General features: G+C 69.7%; 14 protein-coding genes and 2 pseudogenes. 10 read left to right on the top strand and 6 right to left on the bottom strand.

What is annotated here, in order from left to right; translation table 11 throughout:
• Window positions 1-10: 10 nt before the first annotated feature.
• Window positions 11-1,243, top strand: a complete 1,233-nt coding sequence (locus DIE16_RS31815; RefSeq protein ID WP_260434494.1) for an MFS transporter — start codon at window positions 11-13, stop codon at window positions 1,241-1,243.
• Window positions 1,234-1,356 carry a hypothetical protein gene (locus tag DIE16_RS37345; protein WP_044847646.1) on the top strand — a complete coding sequence of 41 codons (123 nt, stop codon included), beginning with the start codon at window positions 1,234-1,236 and terminating at the stop codon, window positions 1,354-1,356. Before DIE16_RS31815 ends, DIE16_RS37345 begins: the two co-directional genes overlap by 10 nt.
• Before the next feature lie 35 nt (window positions 1,357-1,391).
• Here the strand turns inward: DIE16_RS37345 and DIE16_RS31810 are convergent, their stop codons facing one another.
• A complete protein-coding gene (locus DIE16_RS31810; protein WP_124894105.1) occupies window positions 1,392-2,876 on the bottom strand; it encodes a deoxyribodipyrimidine photo-lyase in 1,485 nt (494 codons plus the stop codon).
• A gap of 370 nt (window positions 2,877-3,246) precedes the next feature.
• Between DIE16_RS31810 and DIE16_RS31805 the strand changes: the two genes are divergently transcribed.
• The gene (locus DIE16_RS31805; protein ID WP_124572084.1) at window positions 3,247-3,726 is read left to right on the top strand and encodes an SRPBCC domain-containing protein; all 480 of its coding nucleotides are present in this window, start codon (window positions 3,247-3,249) and stop codon (window positions 3,724-3,726) included.
• 13 nt (window positions 3,727-3,739) lie between these two features.
• Complete coding sequence (locus DIE16_RS31800; protein ID WP_124489543.1) at window positions 3,740-4,192, top strand: nuclear transport factor 2 family protein; 453 nt, start codon at window positions 3,740-3,742, stop codon at window positions 4,190-4,192.
• A gap of 69 nt (window positions 4,193-4,261) precedes the next feature.
• Here the strand turns inward: DIE16_RS31800 and DIE16_RS31795 are convergent, their stop codons facing one another.
• From DIE16_RS31795 to DIE16_RS31780, 4 genes are read right to left on the bottom strand one after another with little or no spacing between them, the layout of a single operon-like run.
• Window positions 4,262-5,248, bottom strand: a complete 987-nt coding sequence (locus DIE16_RS31795; protein ID WP_044847643.1) for a hypothetical protein — start codon at window positions 5,246-5,248, stop codon at window positions 4,262-4,264.
• 17 nt (window positions 5,249-5,265) lie between these two features.
• The gene (locus DIE16_RS31790) at window positions 5,266-6,057 is read right to left on the bottom strand and encodes an SDR family oxidoreductase (RefSeq protein ID WP_124894104.1); all 792 of its coding nucleotides are present in this window, start codon (window positions 6,055-6,057) and stop codon (window positions 5,266-5,268) included.
• A 40-nt stretch (window positions 6,058-6,097) separates the two neighbouring features.
• Entirely contained in the window at window positions 6,098-7,291 is a 1,194-nt protein-coding gene (locus DIE16_RS31785) for a sulfotransferase (protein WP_124894103.1), read from the bottom strand.
• Window positions 7,288-8,397: a DUF1214 domain-containing protein gene (locus tag DIE16_RS31780; RefSeq protein WP_124894102.1), complete on the bottom strand. Its 1,110-nt coding sequence runs from the start codon at window positions 8,395-8,397 to the stop codon at window positions 7,288-7,290. The genes DIE16_RS31785 and DIE16_RS31780 overlap by 4 nt, the downstream gene beginning before the upstream one ends.
• Before the next feature lie 189 nt (window positions 8,398-8,586).
• Here DIE16_RS31780 and cysD point away from each other — a divergent pair.
• From cysD to DIE16_RS31750, 6 genes and pseudogenes are all read left to right on the top strand, one after another.
• Window positions 8,587-9,507: pseudogene (gene cysD, locus DIE16_RS31775) on the top strand (sulfate adenylyltransferase subunit CysD); the annotation flags it as partial.
• Window positions 9,507-11,420 (top strand): sulfate adenylyltransferase subunit CysN, encoded by a 1,914-nt coding sequence (gene cysN / locus DIE16_RS31770; protein ID WP_124894101.1) that lies wholly within the window; start codon window positions 9,507-9,509, stop codon window positions 11,418-11,420. The pseudogene cysD and the gene cysN, both read left to right, overlap by 1 nt.
• 134 nt (window positions 11,421-11,554) lie before the next feature.
• Window positions 11,555-12,742, top strand: coding sequence for a helix-turn-helix transcriptional regulator (locus DIE16_RS31765; RefSeq protein ID WP_124572090.1), 1,188 nt, complete (start codon window positions 11,555-11,557; stop codon window positions 12,740-12,742).
• 263 nt (window positions 12,743-13,005) lie between these two features.
• On the top strand, window positions 13,006-13,143 hold the full coding sequence (locus DIE16_RS36830; RefSeq protein ID WP_185733851.1) for a hypothetical protein: 138 nt from the start codon (window positions 13,006-13,008) through the stop codon (window positions 13,141-13,143).
• Window positions 13,122-13,317, top strand: a pseudogene (locus DIE16_RS37340) (MFS transporter); the annotation flags it as partial. The gene DIE16_RS36830 and the pseudogene DIE16_RS37340, both read left to right, overlap by 22 nt.
• Window positions 13,304-14,353 (top strand): beta-propeller fold lactonase family protein, encoded by a 1,050-nt coding sequence (locus DIE16_RS31750; protein WP_124894099.1) that lies wholly within the window; start codon window positions 13,304-13,306, stop codon window positions 14,351-14,353. The pseudogene DIE16_RS37340 and the gene DIE16_RS31750, both read left to right, overlap by 14 nt.
• 85 nt (window positions 14,354-14,438) lie before the next feature.
• On the opposite strand, the gene DIE16_RS31745 is transcribed toward DIE16_RS31750, so the two are convergent.
• Window positions 14,439-15,476, bottom strand: a complete 1,038-nt coding sequence (locus DIE16_RS31745; RefSeq protein ID WP_124894098.1) for an AraC family transcriptional regulator — start codon at window positions 15,474-15,476, stop codon at window positions 14,439-14,441.
• Between the last annotated feature and the right edge of the window lie 119 nt (window positions 15,477-15,595).

Genomic DNA, 15,595 nt, shown 5'->3' with positions numbered 1-15,595 from the left:
GGAGACACGCATGACCCCGATCGAACAAGACGCCCGGCGCCGCTGGCTGCCGGTGCTCGCGGGCGGCCTGATCATGGGCGCCGCGCTCGGCATCCGTCACGTGCAGGGACTGTTCCTCGCCCCCGTCACGCTCGACCACGGCTGGTCGCGCGAAGCGTTCGGCCTCGCGCTCGCGCTGCAGAACCTGATCTGGGGCATCGCGCAACCGTTCACCGGCATGATCGCCGACCGCTTCGGGTCGGTGCGCGTGATCGTCGCCGGCATGCTGCTGTACGCGGTCGGGCTCGTCACGATGGCGTTCGCCGCGTCGGCCGGCGTGTTCACGGCCGGCGCGGGGTTCGTGATCGGCGTCGCGCTGTCGGGGTCGGCCTTCGCGTCGATCTACGGCGCGCTGAGCCGCCTGTTTCCGCCCGACCGGCGCGGCTGGGCGCTCGGCGTCGCCGGCGCGATCGGCGGGCTCGGCCAGTTCTGCATGGTGCCGGTCGCGCAGGTGCTGATCGGCGGCATCGGCTGGCAGCATGCCTTCGTCGCGCTCGCCCTCGTCGCCGCGCTGCTCGCGCCGCTCGCCGCGCTGGTGCGCGACCGGCCCGCGCAGGCCGCGAGCCGCGCGGACGGCCCCGACCAGTCGATCGGCGCGGCGGTGCGCGAAGCGTTCGCGCATCGCGGCTTCTGGCTGCTGAACGCGGGATTCTTCGCGTGCGGGTTCCAGCTCGCGTTCATCGCGACCCACCTGCCCGCCTACCTGCTCGATCACGGCCTGCCGGCGCGCCACGCGAGCGTCGCGCTCGCGCTGATCGCGCTGACCAACGTGGCCGGCACCTACGCATGCGGCCATCTCGGCGGCCTGCTGCGGCGCAAGTACGTGCTGTCCGTGCTGTACCTCGTCCGCGCGCTGGCAATGGCCGCGTTCGTTGCAGCGCCGTTGTCGCCCGCGAGCGTCTACGTGTTCGCGGCCGTGATGGGCTTCACGTGGCTCGGCACGGTGCCGCTGACCAACGGCGTGATCTCGCAGGTGTTCGGCGTGCGTTACATCGCGACGCTGTTCGGCTTCGTGTTCTTCGGGCACCAGCTCGGCAGTTTCTTCGGCGTCTGGCTCGGCGCGCTCGTGTACGACGCGACGCATTCGTACCTGCCGCTGTGGATCGGCTCGATCGCGCTCGGCGTGCTGGCCGCGCTGCTGCACCTGCCGATCGACGACGCGCGCATCGCGCGGCCGGTGCCGGGCAAAGCCGCATGGGCGTGATGCGTGCGGCGCTGGCCGCCGGCGCGCTCGCGTTCGTCGCGTGGTGCGGCGCGGCCTACTTCGATTCGGGCGTCGCGCTCGCGCTGCTCGAGCACGCGGCGTTCTGCGACTGACGCGGCGAACCGTGGCCGCGCGCAGCGACGGCCGGTCACGCCTGGCGACGCTTCGGCAACGAGGCCAGCGCATCGAGCGCGCGACGGCGCGCGCCGTCGTGATCGACAATCGGCGCCGGATAGTCGACGTCGAGCCGCACGCCGGCCGCCGCAAGCTCCATCGGGGATGCCTCCCACGGCGCGTGGATCGTCACCGCGTCGAGGCCCGCGAGTTCCGGCACCCAGCGGCGCACGTACGCCCCTTGCGGGTCGAACTTCCGGCCCTGCGTCACCGGATTGAAGATGCGGAAATACGGCGCGGCGTCGGCGCCGCAGCCGGCCACCCATTGCCAGTTCGCCGGGTTGTTCGCGGCATCCGCGTCGACGAGCGTGTCGTGGAACCAGCGCTCGCCGGCCCGCCAGTCGATCAGCAGATGCTTGACGAGAAACGATGCGACGACCATCCGCACGCGGTTGTGCATCCAGCCGGTCGTCCACAGCTCGCGCATCCCCGCATCGACGAGCGGGTAACCGGTCAGCCCGCGCTGCCACGCGCGCAGCGCGGCAGGATCGTCGCGCCACGGCATCGCGTCGAACTGCGCCCGGAAGTTGTCGGTCGCGAGCGCCGGAAAGTAATACAGCAGCACATGGCTGAATTCGCGCCAGCCGAGTTCGCTCAGGAACTTCTCGGCGCCGGCCGCGCAGGCCGCACCGCCCGCCTGTGCCACACCCTGCACCGCATGCCACACCTGTCGCGGCGACAGGTTGCCGAAGCGCAGGCACGGCGATAGCCGGCTCGTCGCCGACCGGTCGGGCCGGTCGCGCGTATCGGCATAGCCGGTCAGCGACTCGACGGAAAACGTATCGAGCCGCGCCTGTGCGCCGGCTTCGTCGGGTGCCGGCCACGCGTCGCGCAGGCCGCCCGCCCAGTCCGGCGCGTGCGGACGCAACCCGAGCGCGTCGAGCGGCAGCGCGCGTTCGCGCACGCCGGCCGGCCACGAATGAAACACGATCCGCTCAGGCTCCGGCAGCGGCGCCGCCACCGTGCGATCGCGCCGCACCGCGCGCCAGTACGCGGTGAACACCTGGAACGGCGTGCCGGCGCCCGTCAGCACGTCCCACGGTTCGTTCAGCAGGCTGCCGTTGCTGCTCTCGACCTCGAGGCCGCGCGCCTTCAGCGACGCCTTCAACGCCGCATCGGCATCGCGCTGCGGCTGCGCATAGCGGCGGTTCCAGTACACCGCTGCCGCGCCCGTGTCCTGCGCGACGCGTTCGATCTCGCGCGGCGCATCGCCGCGCAACAGCAGCAGGCGTCCGCCATGACGCGCGAGCGCCGCATCGAGTCCGGCGAGCGATCCATGCAGCCACCAGCGCGCCGCCCCGCCGAGCGCGCGCCCCGCGCCTTCGCCCGTGTCGTCGACGTACACGCATACGAGCGGCCGGCCCGACGCAACCGCGCGCGTCAGCGCGGGCTGGTCGGTCACGCGCAGATCGTCGCGGAACCACACGATGGCAGGAGCAATGGTCGACTTCGCTGGCACGGGCACCTCGAGCAGGAAACTGAAGAGTGACCGGTATTGTCGCGGCAGGTTCGCGCGATGTCGACGTTCGAACCGCACGGCGTACCGCGCGCGTGCGTCGCGTACCGACGCCGACACCGGATCGCCGGCCCGGTGAAACGCCTTAGTCCGTTCCGACGATTCTTCGCCGCACGCACCGGCCTACGCTCGATGTGGGGTTCGCCGCGATGTGCGACGCGCGCCGGCCGCCGCTCAGCCCCATGCATTGCGCGGCGCGTCCGCCATGCCCGCCGGCGCCGGCGCGACCCGTTCCGGCTGTCGCGGCGCGTACCCGCCCGTGCGGGCGCAGCCGCGGCCCCCTCCGCTCCCTCACTCACATTCGATACCCGCCATGACCAAACCAGCCAATCTCGTCACCTCGATCACCGTCGCGATCGACGCCCCCGCTGCCGTCGTCTGGGAAGTGCTGACCGACTTCCCGCGCTACGGCGAATGGAACACGTTCTGCGTCGGCCTCGAGACGACCGGCCGGATCGGCGACTTCGTGCACATGCAGGTGCGCATTCCCGGCACGGAGACGGTGATTCCCGTCAACGAAATCCTCGTCGCATACGAGCCCGAGCGCCTGCTGTCGTGGGAGCAGCGCCCGACCGACGACAACAAGGACGCCGCGCGCCGCGACCAGTACGTCGAAGCCGACGGCGCCGAGCGCTGCCGCTACTTCACGACGGACCAGTTCCTCGGTCTCAACGCGGAAACGATCATGCGCGAGCACGGCGGCTGGGTGAAACAGGGGTTCGACCAGTGCGCGCGCGACGTGAAGCAGCGCGCAGAAGCGCTGCATGCGGCCCGCCGGCGCAAAAGCGCGTGACGGAGCGCAACCGATGCCCGACCTGCAGACCCTCTCCGATCATCACGACATCCGCGAGCTGATCGTCGCGTACTCGAGCGCGATCGATGCGCGCGACTTCGACGCGCTCGATACCGTGTTCATGCGCGACGCGACGATCGACTATCGCGCGATGGGCGGCATCGCCGGCACGTATCCGGACGTCAAGGCGTGGCTGCGCACCGTGCTGCCGCAGTTCCCGCAGTACCAGCACATGGTCGGCAACCTGTCGATCACGCTCGACGGCGACACCGCGCGCGGCCGCACGATCTGTTTCAATCCGATGGAAGTCGCGCTGCCGGACGGCGGCACGCAGGTGATGTTTCTCGGGCTGTGGTACGTCGACCGGTTCGTGCGCACCGCGCAGGGCTGGCGCATCGCCGAGCGCGTCGAGGAACGCTGCTACGGCCACAACGTGCCGGCCGTGCTTGCGAACGCGACCGGCTGAACAGCGACACGTCGCACGACGCGCGCGCCGTGGCATCGTTGCACGGCGCGCGTGTCGCAGGCCCTCGGGTCAGTCGAGACGGAACGCCGCTTCGAAGCGCGCGGCGAACGCGTCGAATTCGGTTTCCGGCAGATGGTTGATGCCGCCCGCGCGCTTGCGCCCGCCGCCGGTCGGGAAACCGCGGCAGAATTCGTCCGCGCCGAGCGCCCGGCCGTCCGGCACGCGCACGCTGACCACGAACCCGCCCTGCGCGCGTGGCGACAGCACCGCGAGCGCCGCATGCGGCGCATTGCGCATCCGCTCGTTCGCGAGCATCCCCGTCGCGCGCCGCGCCCACGGATGATCCGGCATCCTGATCAGCGTCGCGCCCGGCACGTCGCGCAACGGCGCGAGTGCGCCCGCGAGCGCCATGTCGTCGCGATAGCCGTCGCGCAACGCGGCGAACACCGGCGTGTCGCGCACGAAGTCGAGCGGATCGACGCATGGCAGCATCGCGTCGGCCAGCACGGCCGGATCGAAATGCAGGTCGCCGACGCATTCGCCGTAGGCGTTGTAGTTCAGGTAGAGGCCGAGTTCGGCCAGCGTGCCGCGTTCGGCTGCGTCGATCCCGTATTCGCGCGCGAGCGCGTCGCCGAGCGCCGGCAGTTCGTCGCCGAACGCCGCGACGATCGCCCAGCGCACATGCCGGCCGCCGAGACGGCGGTTCACGAGCGCGCTCGTGCAGACGTCGGCGGCCGTGTCGATATACGCGTCGAAACGCGGATCGCCGGGCAGCTCGCCCGCGAAGTGATGGTCGAAGTAGCGAACCGCGGCGCCGTCGCGCAGCAGCCGCGCGCATGCGTCGCGGTTCTGGTCGTGCGACACGTCGAGCACGGTCACGCGGTCGCCGGCCCGCGCGTCGATGCGCTCGAGCAGCCTGATGTCGCGCTTCACGCCGGTCACGAGCGTGCCGCGTTCGCCCTCCGCGAGCCGCAGCTGCTGCAGCGCGCACAGGCCGTCCGCGTCGCCGTTGAACGCGAAGAAGTGGCGCCCCTGTTCCTGTTGTCGTTCCTGCATGATCCGTTGCTCCGTCCTCAGGGCATGAAATCGCCGCCGTTCGCGTCGAGCGTCGCGCCGGTCACCGCGTTCGCGTAATCCGACGCGAGGAACAGCGCCGCGCGCGCGCAGTCGTCATCGGTCGGCAGCTTCGCGAGCGCGATGTTCGACGCGATCGGCGCGATGATCGCCTCCTCCGTCGTGCCGTACTCGGCGGCCACCTGCCGGAAATACGTCTGCGTCGGCACGCCCCACATCCAGCCCATGTGGATGCTGTTCGCGCGGATCCCGTGCACGCCGAGCTCGCGCGCCAGGTATTTTGCCGCAACCGCGAGCGCGCCCTTCGATACAGCGTAGCCCGCTTCCCCTGCAAACGGCTTGCGGGTGGCCTGCGTGTTGATCATCACGATCGCGCCGCGCTTCTGCCGCTTCATGTGCGGCACGATTTCCTGCGTGAGCGTCATCGTGCCGAACACGTTGGTGTCGAACACCGCGCGCCAGCCGTCGAGATCGGCTTCCTCGACCGGCTCCGGGAACGTGCCGTGCGCGAACGCGCTGTTCACGAGCGCGTCGATCCGGCCGAAGCGCTCGACCGCCTGCGTCGCGAGCTGCCGGCACTGCGCGCGCTCCGCGATGTCGGTGCGCACCTTCAGCACGTCGCACGCGACGCCGAGTGCGCCGATCCGTGCTTCCGCATCGTCGAGCTTGTCCATCGTGCGTGCCGCGACCACCACGCCGCGCGCACCCTCGCGTGCCGCCTCGACGGCGAGTTTTACACCGAGCCCCGGCCCGATCCCTGAAATCACGACGATCTTGTCCTTCAGCAACATGGGTTGTCTCCTGGTTATCGTTCGTCTCGCGGGCGCGCCGTCAGTCGGCCGCCCGCAGGTGCCGCGCGCGATACGCGGCGAAGTCGTGCTCCAGTTGCGCATCGGTGAAGCCGAAGCGCGCGATCGAGTAATCGTGCGCGGCGCGCTTGTCGCGGCCGTTGCGCGCCATCCAGGCCGTCATCGCCGCGCGCTGCGGCGCATCGAGCGACATGCCCGCGAAGCGGTACACGGCTTCGGCCACGCCGAGCGGATCCGACACCGTGTCCTCGAAACGCACGTCGAGAAAGCGCTCGGCCGGCAGCGCGTCGCGCGCCGTCATCGCCGCGCCGATCGCGCGCGCCATGCCGGCGTTCCACTGCGCGCCGACCGTGCGCGGATCGGGGTCGTCCGCATACATCTGCCACAGCGTGTGCGCCATGCTCGCCATCGACGGAATCGTCTGCGCCGGGTCGCGATGCGTGAGCACGACCTGTGCCCGCGGAAACACGCGGCACAGCACGTCGAGCGCATGCAGATGCTGCGGCGTCTTCAGCAGCCAGCGCGCGGCCGCTGCGACGCCGCGTTGCGCCTTCTGCCACTGCAGGAACTGCAGCATCCGCTTCAGGTACGTATAGACCGGCGTCAGGTCCTGCTTCGCGAGCCACGCCGTATAGCCCGGCACGTTCGCGTACGAATCCATCGCGCACACGAACGAATGCTCCATCAGCATGAACTCCTCGTCGGCAAGCATCGCGTCGAGCGGATGGATCGCGAGGATCTGCGGAATGCAGTCGATCATCGTCGCGACCTCGGCCTGCGCGCGCGCGATGCGCACGCTCGGCGCGTCGAGCGTCTCGCCGTCGAGCGGCGCCGGATAGCGCGTTTCCCACCACGCGGCCGAATGAAAGCGCGGATCGACCGCGAGCAGCCGCTGCAGCAGCGTCGTGCCGGTGCGCGGCAGCCCGACGATCACGAGCGGATCGTCGATCTCGATGTCGGCGATCTCCGGATGACGGCCGAAGTAATCCTCGATAACGAGCCGGTTCACGAGCTGGCCGACGAGTTTCTCGCGCATCATCGCCACACCGCGCGCCGACAGCTTCGCTTCGTCGATCAGCGATGCGCACATCACGTCGAGCGCCTCGCGATACGGGCCGTCGCCGAACGCGGTGAGGCCGCCCGTGCGCGACACGGCCTCGGCGATCAGCGCGTCGGCGTCGAGCTGGGTGCGGATCGGGTCGAGCGGCGCGTTCATGCGGCCTCCTTCAGCGCGGCGAGCTTGACGACGCGCGCGCGCGGATGCACCGGCTGCGCGGCGCCGACCCAGCGCCAGCAGATCGTGCCGGTGCGATGCCCGGCCGTATCGAGCCAGTTCGCGCCACCCGGCCGCGACGCGGCGACCACCACCGTCACGCCGCCATCCGCATTCAGCCGCGCGCTGTGCTTGTTCACGCAGATGTCGAAGTGCCGATAGTCGAGCGACTCCATCCAGTAATTGTTGAGCTGCACGTTCCAGAAATCGCAGTCGGGCACGGTGTCGACGTCGATCACCAGCGCCTCGTCGTCGGCGAGCGACCAGCACGAGTGGTAGTAGTAGATGTTCGGATCGCCACCGACCGACTGGCACAGCGCCTGGTCCGCAGGCGGCAGCGCGTTTACGTGCGAGCCGTAGCTCGCGGCCCAGTCGGCGAACAGCTTCGCCGTCTGCTCGACGAACTGCGCGGCGCGCGTGAGGCCGCCCTGCAGCACGAGCGGATCGAGCGGCGCCGGGCGATCGTGCGCGCCGATGCGTTCGATCTTCAATTGCGCGGGCGTCTCCGCGCGCCGGTCGAGGAAAGTCTGACGCACCAGCAGCGCGTTCGTGCCCGGCTCCATGCGCACCCAGTTGCCCGCGCGCGGCGTTTCGCTCAGCACGATCTCGAAGCTGCCGTCCGGCGCGAGCTCGAGCTGCTTCGCGTCGAGAAACCCGGTCTGCAGCATCTTGCCGTCCGTCTCGTAACCGCCCTTCTGCGTGCCGAAGCTCAGGTATGCGACCGTGCCGCGCCGCCCCGTCACACGATATTCGCAGCGGCCGTCGAGGCGCGCGTACTGGTACAGGTTGTCGGGATTGTCGGCGCCGATCTTCGCGGTCTCGTGCGACGGCGAGAAGAAGCCGGGCCACGCGCCGTCCGCGAACTCGACGTGCATTTCGAGCGCGATGCGCATCAGCCGGCTCAGGTAGCGGAATCCTTCCGCGCGCGTGAGCGGATCGTCCGGCGCCTCGGCGCGCAGGATCTGCTCGCCGCTGCGTTTCAGGGTGTCGCAGAAATCGGCCCAGGTCTGGCCCGAAAGCAATTGCGTGGCGCGTGTGTCGTCCGTCATGTGTCGTCTCCGCCGATGGTCGAGCGCTCACCTTAAGCGAGCGCCTCGCGCGCCACTTCGTCCGGGTGGACTAAGGAAAGATCCGCTGCCCGCCGCGCCGCGTGTTAGTCCACCCGGACGAAGAACGGCACCGCCCTCGCTCGATACCGTTGGCGTCATGCACGAAACGCCGCACATGTCGCGCGGCGCAGGCATGCAACAAGGAGACGAACGATGTTGACCCACTTGGAGCGACTGGAGGCCGAAAGCATCCACATCATGCGCGAGGTGGTCGCGGAAAGCGAAAACCCGGTGATGCTCTATTCGATCGGCAAGGACAGCTCGGTCATGCTGCATCTCGCGATGAAGGCCTTCTACCCGGCGAAGCCGCCCTTTCCGCTGCTGCACGTCGATACGACGTGGAAATTCCGCGAGATGATCGCGTTTCGCGACGAGACGGCCGCGCGCCTCGGCCTCGACCTGCGCGTGCACGTGAATCCCGACGGCGTCGCGAACGACATCAATCCGTTCACGCACGGCTCGGCCGTGCACACCGACGTGTGGAAAACGCAGGGGCTCAAGCAGGCGCTCGACCACTACGGTTTCGACGCCGCGTTCGGCGGCGCGCGCCGCGACGAGGAGAAATCGCGCGCGAAGGAGCGCATCGTGTCGCTGCGCTCGGAGCAGCACCGCTGGGATCCGAAGCGCCAGCGTCCCGAACTCTGGTCGCTGTACAACGCGCGCAAGCGCCGCGGCGAAAGCCTGCGCGTGTTCCCGATTTCCAACTGGACCGAACTCGACATCTGGCAATACATCCGGCTGCACGACATTCCGATCGTTCCGCTCTACTACGCGAAGGAGCGGCCGGTGGTCGAGCGCGACGGCGCGCTGATCATGGTCGACGACGAACGCCTGCCGCTGCGCGACGGCGAAGTGCCGCAGACGCGCAAGGTGCGCTTTCGCACGCTCGGCTGCTATCCGCTGACGGGCGCGATCGACAGCGACGCGAGCTCGCTCGACGACATCCTGCAGGAGATGCGCGACACGCGCACGTCCGAGCGCCAGGGACGGCTGATCGACAGCGATTCGGCCGGTTCGATGGAAAAGAAGAAACAGGAGGGATATTTCTGATGGCACACGTACTCACCGCCCCCGAGGCACTTGCGCACACGACGCCCGACATGCACTCCGACGATGCGCAACCGAAGGACCTGCTGCGCTTCATCACGTGCGGCAGCGTCGACGACGGCAAGAGCACGCTGATCGGCCGCCTGCTCTACGAATCGAACATGCTGTTCGACGATCAGTTGACCCAGCTCGAAGCCGATTCGAAGAAGGTCGGCACGCAAGGCGGCGAACTCGATTTCGCGCTGCTCGTCGACGGCCTGTCGGCCGAGCGCGAACAGGGCATCACGATCGACGTCGCGTACCGCTTCTTCGCGACCGCGCGACGCAAGTTCATCGTCGCCGATACGCCCGGCCACGAGCAGTACACGCGCAACATGATCACCGGCGCGTCGACCGCCGATCTCGCGGTGATCCTGATCGACGCGCGCAAGGGCGTGCTCACGCAAACGCGCCGCCACAGCCATCTCGTCGCGCTGATCGGCATCAAGCGCGTCGTGCTCGCGATCAACAAGATGGACCTGGTCGACTACGACCGTGCCGTGTTCGAGCGTATCGACGCCGACTACCGCGCGTTCGCGGCCGAACTCGGCCTCGACGAAATCGTCAGCATTCCGATGTCCGCGCTGCGCGGCGACAACGTGATCGCATCGAGCGCGCGGATGCCATGGTACGCGGGCCCCCCGCTGATGCGGCATCTCGACACGCTGCCGCTCGTCGAGCGCGTGACGCGCGACGAACCGTTCCGGCTGCCCGTGCAATGGGTCAACCGTCCGCACCTGAACTTCCGCGGTTATGCCGGCAGCATCGCATCGGGCGAAGTGCGCGTCGGCGAACGCGTGCGCGTGCTGCCGTCCGGCAAGGAGAGCCGCGTTGCGTCGGTGATCACGCCGGCCGGCGAAACCGATGTCGCGCGCGCCGGCGAAGCGGTGACGCTCACGCTCGCCGACGAGATCGACGTGAGCCGCGGCGACATGATCGCGCGTGCCGACGCGCCACCGGAAGTCGCCGACCAGTTCGAGGCGACGCTCGTGTGGATGCACGACGAACCGCTGCTGCCGGGCCGGCCGTATCTCGTGAAGCTCGGCACGCAGACGGTCGGCGCGACCTGCGCGACGCCGAAGTACAAGATCGACGTGAACACGCGCGAGCATCTCGCCGCGCGCACGCTCGCGCTGAACGAGATCGGCGTGTGCAACCTGAGCTTCGACCGGCCCGTCGCGTTCGATCCGTACGACCTGAATCGCCACACCGGCGGCTTCATCGTGATCGACCGCTTCACCAACGACACGGTCGGCGCCGGGATGCTGCACTTCGCGCTGCGCCGCGCGCACAACGTGCACTGGCAGGCCGTCGATGTCGACCGCGACGCGCGCGCGGTGCAGAAGGCGCAGACGCCGCGCATCGTATGGCTGACCGGGCTGTCGGGCGCGGGCAAGTCGACGATCGCGAACCTCGTCGAGCGGCGCCTGCATGCGCTCGGCAAGCACACGTACCTGCTCGACGGCGACAACGTGCGGCACGGCCTGAACCGCGATCTCGGCTTCACCGAGGCCGATCGGGTGGAGAACATCCGGCGCGTGGCCGAAGTCGCGCGGCTGATGCTCGATGCCGGGCTCATCACGCTCGTGTCGTTCATCTCGCCGTTCCGCGCGGAACGCGACATGGCGCGCGCGCTGGTTCGTCCCGACGAGTTCGTCGAAGTGTTCGTCGACACGCCGCTCGCGGTCGCCGAGGAGCGCGATCCGAAGGGGCTGTACAAGAAGGCGCGCAAGGGCGAACTGAAGCACTTCACGGGCATCGACTCGCCGTACGAGCCGCCGGCGCAGCCCGAACTGCGCATCGATACGGTGGCCGAGTCGCCGGAGGCCGCGGCGGAACGGATCGTCGCGTACCTGCTGCGCGAACGCACCGCGTAAGCGGCGCCGGGGGCTACGCACGCTGCGTCGCTCCGGCACGGCCCGCGTCGTCTACTCCGTTCGGATGACGCGGGCGGCTGGCCGGTCGGTATGCTGGCTCGGGAGCATTCACCCCGACCCAGGAGAACACGAGCATGCGGATCGCGCTGGCGCCCGGCGACACGGCCGCACACGACAGCTTCGACGACGCGGCATGGACGGCCCGCGAACTCGGCGCGTGGCTCGGGCTCGTCTATCAGGGCCCGTCCGAGACGACGCCTTGGGCGGGCTTTCTCGAAGCGATGCGCGTGCGGCTCGACGCGAGCTTCACGACGCTCGTGCTGCGCAGCCCGCGCGGCACGCGGCGCGGGCTCATCATCAACGCATCGACCCACGGCCCGCTGCTGCCCGGCGAACCATCGTACAGCGAAGAGTTCTACGCGCTGTGCCCGTTTCTCGACCACCCGCCCGGCCAGGTGTTCACGGCCGACACGCTGTTCGGCGCGACGCGCTGGTGCGCGCACGATTTCTACCGGCAATACCTGCAGCCGCTCGACCTGCGCTTCATCCTCGGCGCGAATCTGCGCGGCGAGCGCGGCGTCGAGTGCGCGTTCTTCGTGAGCCGCCCGCATCATGCGCGCGACTTCGACGCGGCCGAACGCGCGCAGGTCGCGACGCTGCTGCCGCACCTGCAGCGCGCGGTCGAGCTGCACGCGGCGCTCGACGTGCTCGACGCCGAACGCGCGCTGTACGCGGGCACGGTCGACCGGCTCGACGTCGGCACCGCGATCCTCGACGAGGACGGTCGCGTGATCAAGCACAACCGCATCGCCGAGCGGCTGTTCGAGCAGCAGGACGGCCTGTGCCTGCGCCAGGAGCGGCTCCATGCATCGTGCCCGCTCGACGAGCGCCGGCTGCAGAAGGCGCTGCAGGCCGCGCTCGAGCATTTCCGCGCGGGCGCGCTCGGCCGCATCGAGGCCACCACGCTGTCGCGCCCCGGCGGCGCGATGCCGTTGAACGTGCTGCTGCGCCCGCTCGCGCCCTTTCACGGCGCGGAGGACCGCCAGCACCGGCCGGCCGTCGCGGTGTTCGTCCGCGATCCGGCGTCGTCGCCGCAGACCTCGCGCGACATGCTGCACCGGCTGTTCCGCCTCACGCCGATGGAAACCGAGATCGCGCTGCTGCTCGTCGACGGCCTGACGCTCGACGAAGCGGCCGCCGCGACCGGCATCACGAAGAACACCGCCCGTGCGCATCTGCGCGGAATCTTCGCGAAGACGGGCGCGACGCGGCAGGCCGTGCTCGTGAAGATGCTGCTGAACAGCGTCGTGTCGATGGCATAGCGGGCCGCGCACGAAGCCGGCAGGTTGCCGGGGCGAAGGGCGCCGCAGGGCAGGACCGAGCGGCACGCCTGCCCACTCACGTCATCCGTCATCAGATGTGATTGCGCACGGAGACAACCGGCACTTCCCGATATATTCCGGGTAAACCCGCGACGTCATATCAGGATCTCAGGCGTACCATGTCATACGACAACATACTACCTAGATCACCACCGATGCGAACGCGGGCCCCTGCCCCGTTCGCCGCCCGCCCGGAGACTCCCTTGACCTCGCCCGCCCTGCCCGGCCGCGACCCGCTCGCATCCGCCACCTCGAAAGTGAAATGGCACGTGCTGCCGCTCGTGTCGATCATGTTCATCGCGAACGATATCGACCGCTGCCGACGGCCTTCGGCTATCTGAAGCAACATACGGGTTCGATCGCGGGCGGCCGGGATGCGCTCGCGATCGCGTTCCTAGTCGCCACGGTCGCCGCGCCGTTCGCGCGCACGCGCCGGCGCAGCGATCCGCCGCGCGGCTTGCCGGCCGACGAGTCCTTCACGCAACACCGCAATGCTCCGCCATGCCGAACACTGACCGCCTGACCGTCGTCGTCCCGAATGCCGTCGACGGCGACCTCGCCACGTTCTCGCTCACGTCCGACGGCACGCTCGCGCCGCTCGCCCGCTACCCGGCCGGCGACGTCGCGATGCCGGTCGCGGTGCAGCCCGATCGCGCGCGGCTGTACGTCGCGACGCGCGGCGAGCAGCCGACGATCGTCGCATTCCGCGTCGCCGCAGCCACCGGCGCGCTCGCCCGCATCGGCGCGACCGCGATCGACGCGAGCCTCGCCTACCTGTCGCTCGACCGCAGCGGCCGCTGGCTGCTCGGCGCGTCGTACGGCGGCCATTCGTTGAGCCTCTACGACGCCGCGCGCGTGCGCGACGGCGACGGCGCAGCGCTGCAGGTCGCGCACGGCATCGCGAACGCACATGCGGTCGTCGTGTCGCCGGACAACCGCTTCGCGTACGTGAGCTCGCTCGGCTCGGACCGGATCTTCACGTTCGCGCTGATCGAGGATGCCGGCGGCCTGCGTGCGGTCGAGCACGGCGAAACGCGCGTGCCGGGCGGCTTCGGGCCGCGCCACCTGCGCTTCGCGCGCGACGGCCGGACGCTGGTCGCGGTCGGCGAATTCCAGGCCACGCTCGCGACCTTCGCGCGCGACGCCGACAGCGGCCGCCTCGGCGACGCACGGGTCAGCGCGCGCCACCCGGCCGTCGCCGGCCTCGCGCAAGGCCATGCGCGCCCGCCCGCGCCGACCGGGCCCGCCGTGTGGGCTGCCGATCTCCACCTGACGCCCGACGAGCGCTTCGCGTATGTGAGCGAACGCACGTCGAGCCAGTTGCTCTGCTATCGCCGCGATGCGGACGGCGCCTTCGACCCCGTACACGCGACGGCCACCGAAACGCAGCCGCGCGGCTTCGCGATCGATCCGTCGGGACGCTGGCTCGTCGCATGCGGCGAGCAGTCGGAATACGTGTCGGTGTACGCGATCGCGCCGGACGACGGCACGCTGGCGTTGCACGCACGCGTGCCGGGCGGCCGCGGGGCGAACTGGGTGGCGATCGTCTGACGGGGCCATCGACCGATGGATCCAATGATCGATTCATCGACGCCGGGCGCACGACCGGCACCGGCCCGCGCCGCCCGGCGCGCCGTCAGCGCCGCTCGCTCGGCGCGACGCCGGTCCAGCGCTTGAACGCACGCGTGAAATTCGCGCGGTCGGTATAGCCGACCCGCGCCGCGATCTCGTCGACCGGCAGGCGCGTGCCCTCGAGCAGCCGGAGCGCATCGCGCAGCCGGATCTCGTCGAGCAGCGCCGAATAGGTCGCACCGAATTCCGCGAGCTTGCGTTTGAGCGTGCGCGCTGACACATGCAGTTCGCGCGCGATTTCGTCCACCGACGGATAACCGGTCTCGCCGCAGATCAGCAGGTTGCGCACGCGCTCGACAATGCTTTCCGCATAGCCGAGCCGCGCGAGTTCGGCCTCGCATTGCTGGACGATCATCTGCGCGGTCTGCGCGTTCGCGGTGCCGATCGGCTCGTCGAGCAGCGCGGCGTCGCAGCGGATACGGTTCGCGCTCGCGTCGAAATGACAGCGCGGCAGCCGCGCGCGATAGCGCTCGAACCACGGCGGCTCGGGCCATTCGAAATGCAGCTCCGCACGCGACTGCAGCGTGCGCCCCGGCGCGGGATCGAGCAGCGAGTTGAACAGGATCGCCGTCTCGACCAGGAAGTTCTCCACCGCGAACTGGCGCAACCGGCCGAGCGGAAACGCCTCGAGCACGTCGATGTCGACGATCCCGTCGAGCTCAGCGAGCCGCACCGAAAAGAACGGCACGCGCGTCGGCAGGTAGCGGATGCCGAGCGCGATCGCCTCGCCGAGCGTTGCGCAACTCATCAGCCCGAAGCCGATCAGCCCGGATTTCGTGAGGCTGCTGCGCAGGCCGATCTCGATCGCGATCGACGGATCGCCCGTCGCCTCGAGCAGGTTGAACACGATCGCCGCCTGCTGCAGCGGCGTGATGCGCGCGTCGGGCTGCGCGAGCCGCTCGCGCTCGACGCCCGAGCCGGCGAGAATCCGGCCGCCATCGATGCCACGCTCCTCGGCGAGCATCAGCATGAACAGCGCATACGCGGACGATACCGTCGCCTTGTTCAGCTGGCGCGCGGCATCCGGGACGGACAGGGCCATGCGGCGGACTCCGGAGCGGTTTCGGCGGATTGTAGCGCTGCTGGCCCGTAATGACACCACAGCGGCATTCTAGCCGCCCGATGCGGCATCGCACGCCCGTGCACCGGCCACCGTGACCC

Origin of the sequence: Burkholderia sp. Bp9090 (assembly GCF_003857985.1) — a bacterium.
Lineage (GTDB): Bacteria > Pseudomonadota > Gammaproteobacteria > Burkholderiales > Burkholderiaceae > Burkholderia.
The sequence above is the reverse complement of the archived record's forward strand: the minus strand, read 5'-3'. Positions and strand labels throughout refer to the sequence as shown.

What these genes read in the sequence shown, in the direction of transcription:
- DIE16_RS31815 (WP_260434494.1), top strand. Translation starts at nt 11, where the DNA reads ATGACCCCGATCGAACAAGACGCCCGGCGCCGCTGGCTGCCGGTGCTC.
- DIE16_RS37345 (WP_044847646.1), top strand. Translation starts at nt 1,234, where the DNA reads ATGGGCGTGATGCGTGCGGCGCTGGCCGCCGGCGCGCTCGCGTTCGTC.
- DIE16_RS31805 (WP_124572084.1), top strand. Translation starts at nt 3,247, where the DNA reads ATGACCAAACCAGCCAATCTCGTCACCTCGATCACCGTCGCGATCGAC.
- DIE16_RS31800 (WP_124489543.1), top strand. Translation starts at nt 3,740, where the DNA reads ATGCCCGACCTGCAGACCCTCTCCGATCATCACGACATCCGCGAGCTG.
- DIE16_RS31795 (WP_044847643.1), bottom strand. Translation starts at nt 5,248, where the DNA reads ATGCAGGAACGACAACAGGAACAGGGGCGCCACTTCTTCGCGTTCAAC.
- DIE16_RS31790 (WP_124894104.1), bottom strand. Translation starts at nt 6,057, where the DNA reads ATGTTGCTGAAGGACAAGATCGTCGTGATTTCAGGGATCGGGCCGGGG.
- DIE16_RS31785 (WP_124894103.1), bottom strand. Translation starts at nt 7,291, where the DNA reads ATGAACGCGCCGCTCGACCCGATCCGCACCCAGCTCGACGCCGACGCG.
- DIE16_RS31780 (WP_124894102.1), bottom strand. Translation starts at nt 8,397, where the DNA reads ATGACGGACGACACACGCGCCACGCAATTGCTTTCGGGCCAGACCTGG.
- cysN (WP_124894101.1), top strand. Translation starts at nt 9,507, where the DNA reads ATGGCACACGTACTCACCGCCCCCGAGGCACTTGCGCACACGACGCCC.
- DIE16_RS31765 (WP_124572090.1), top strand. Translation starts at nt 11,555, where the DNA reads ATGCGGATCGCGCTGGCGCCCGGCGACACGGCCGCACACGACAGCTTC.
- DIE16_RS31750 (WP_124894099.1), top strand. Translation starts at nt 13,304, where the DNA reads ATGCCGAACACTGACCGCCTGACCGTCGTCGTCCCGAATGCCGTCGAC.
- DIE16_RS31745 (WP_124894098.1), bottom strand. Translation starts at nt 15,476, where the DNA reads ATGGCCCTGTCCGTCCCGGATGCCGCGCGCCAGCTGAACAAGGCGACG.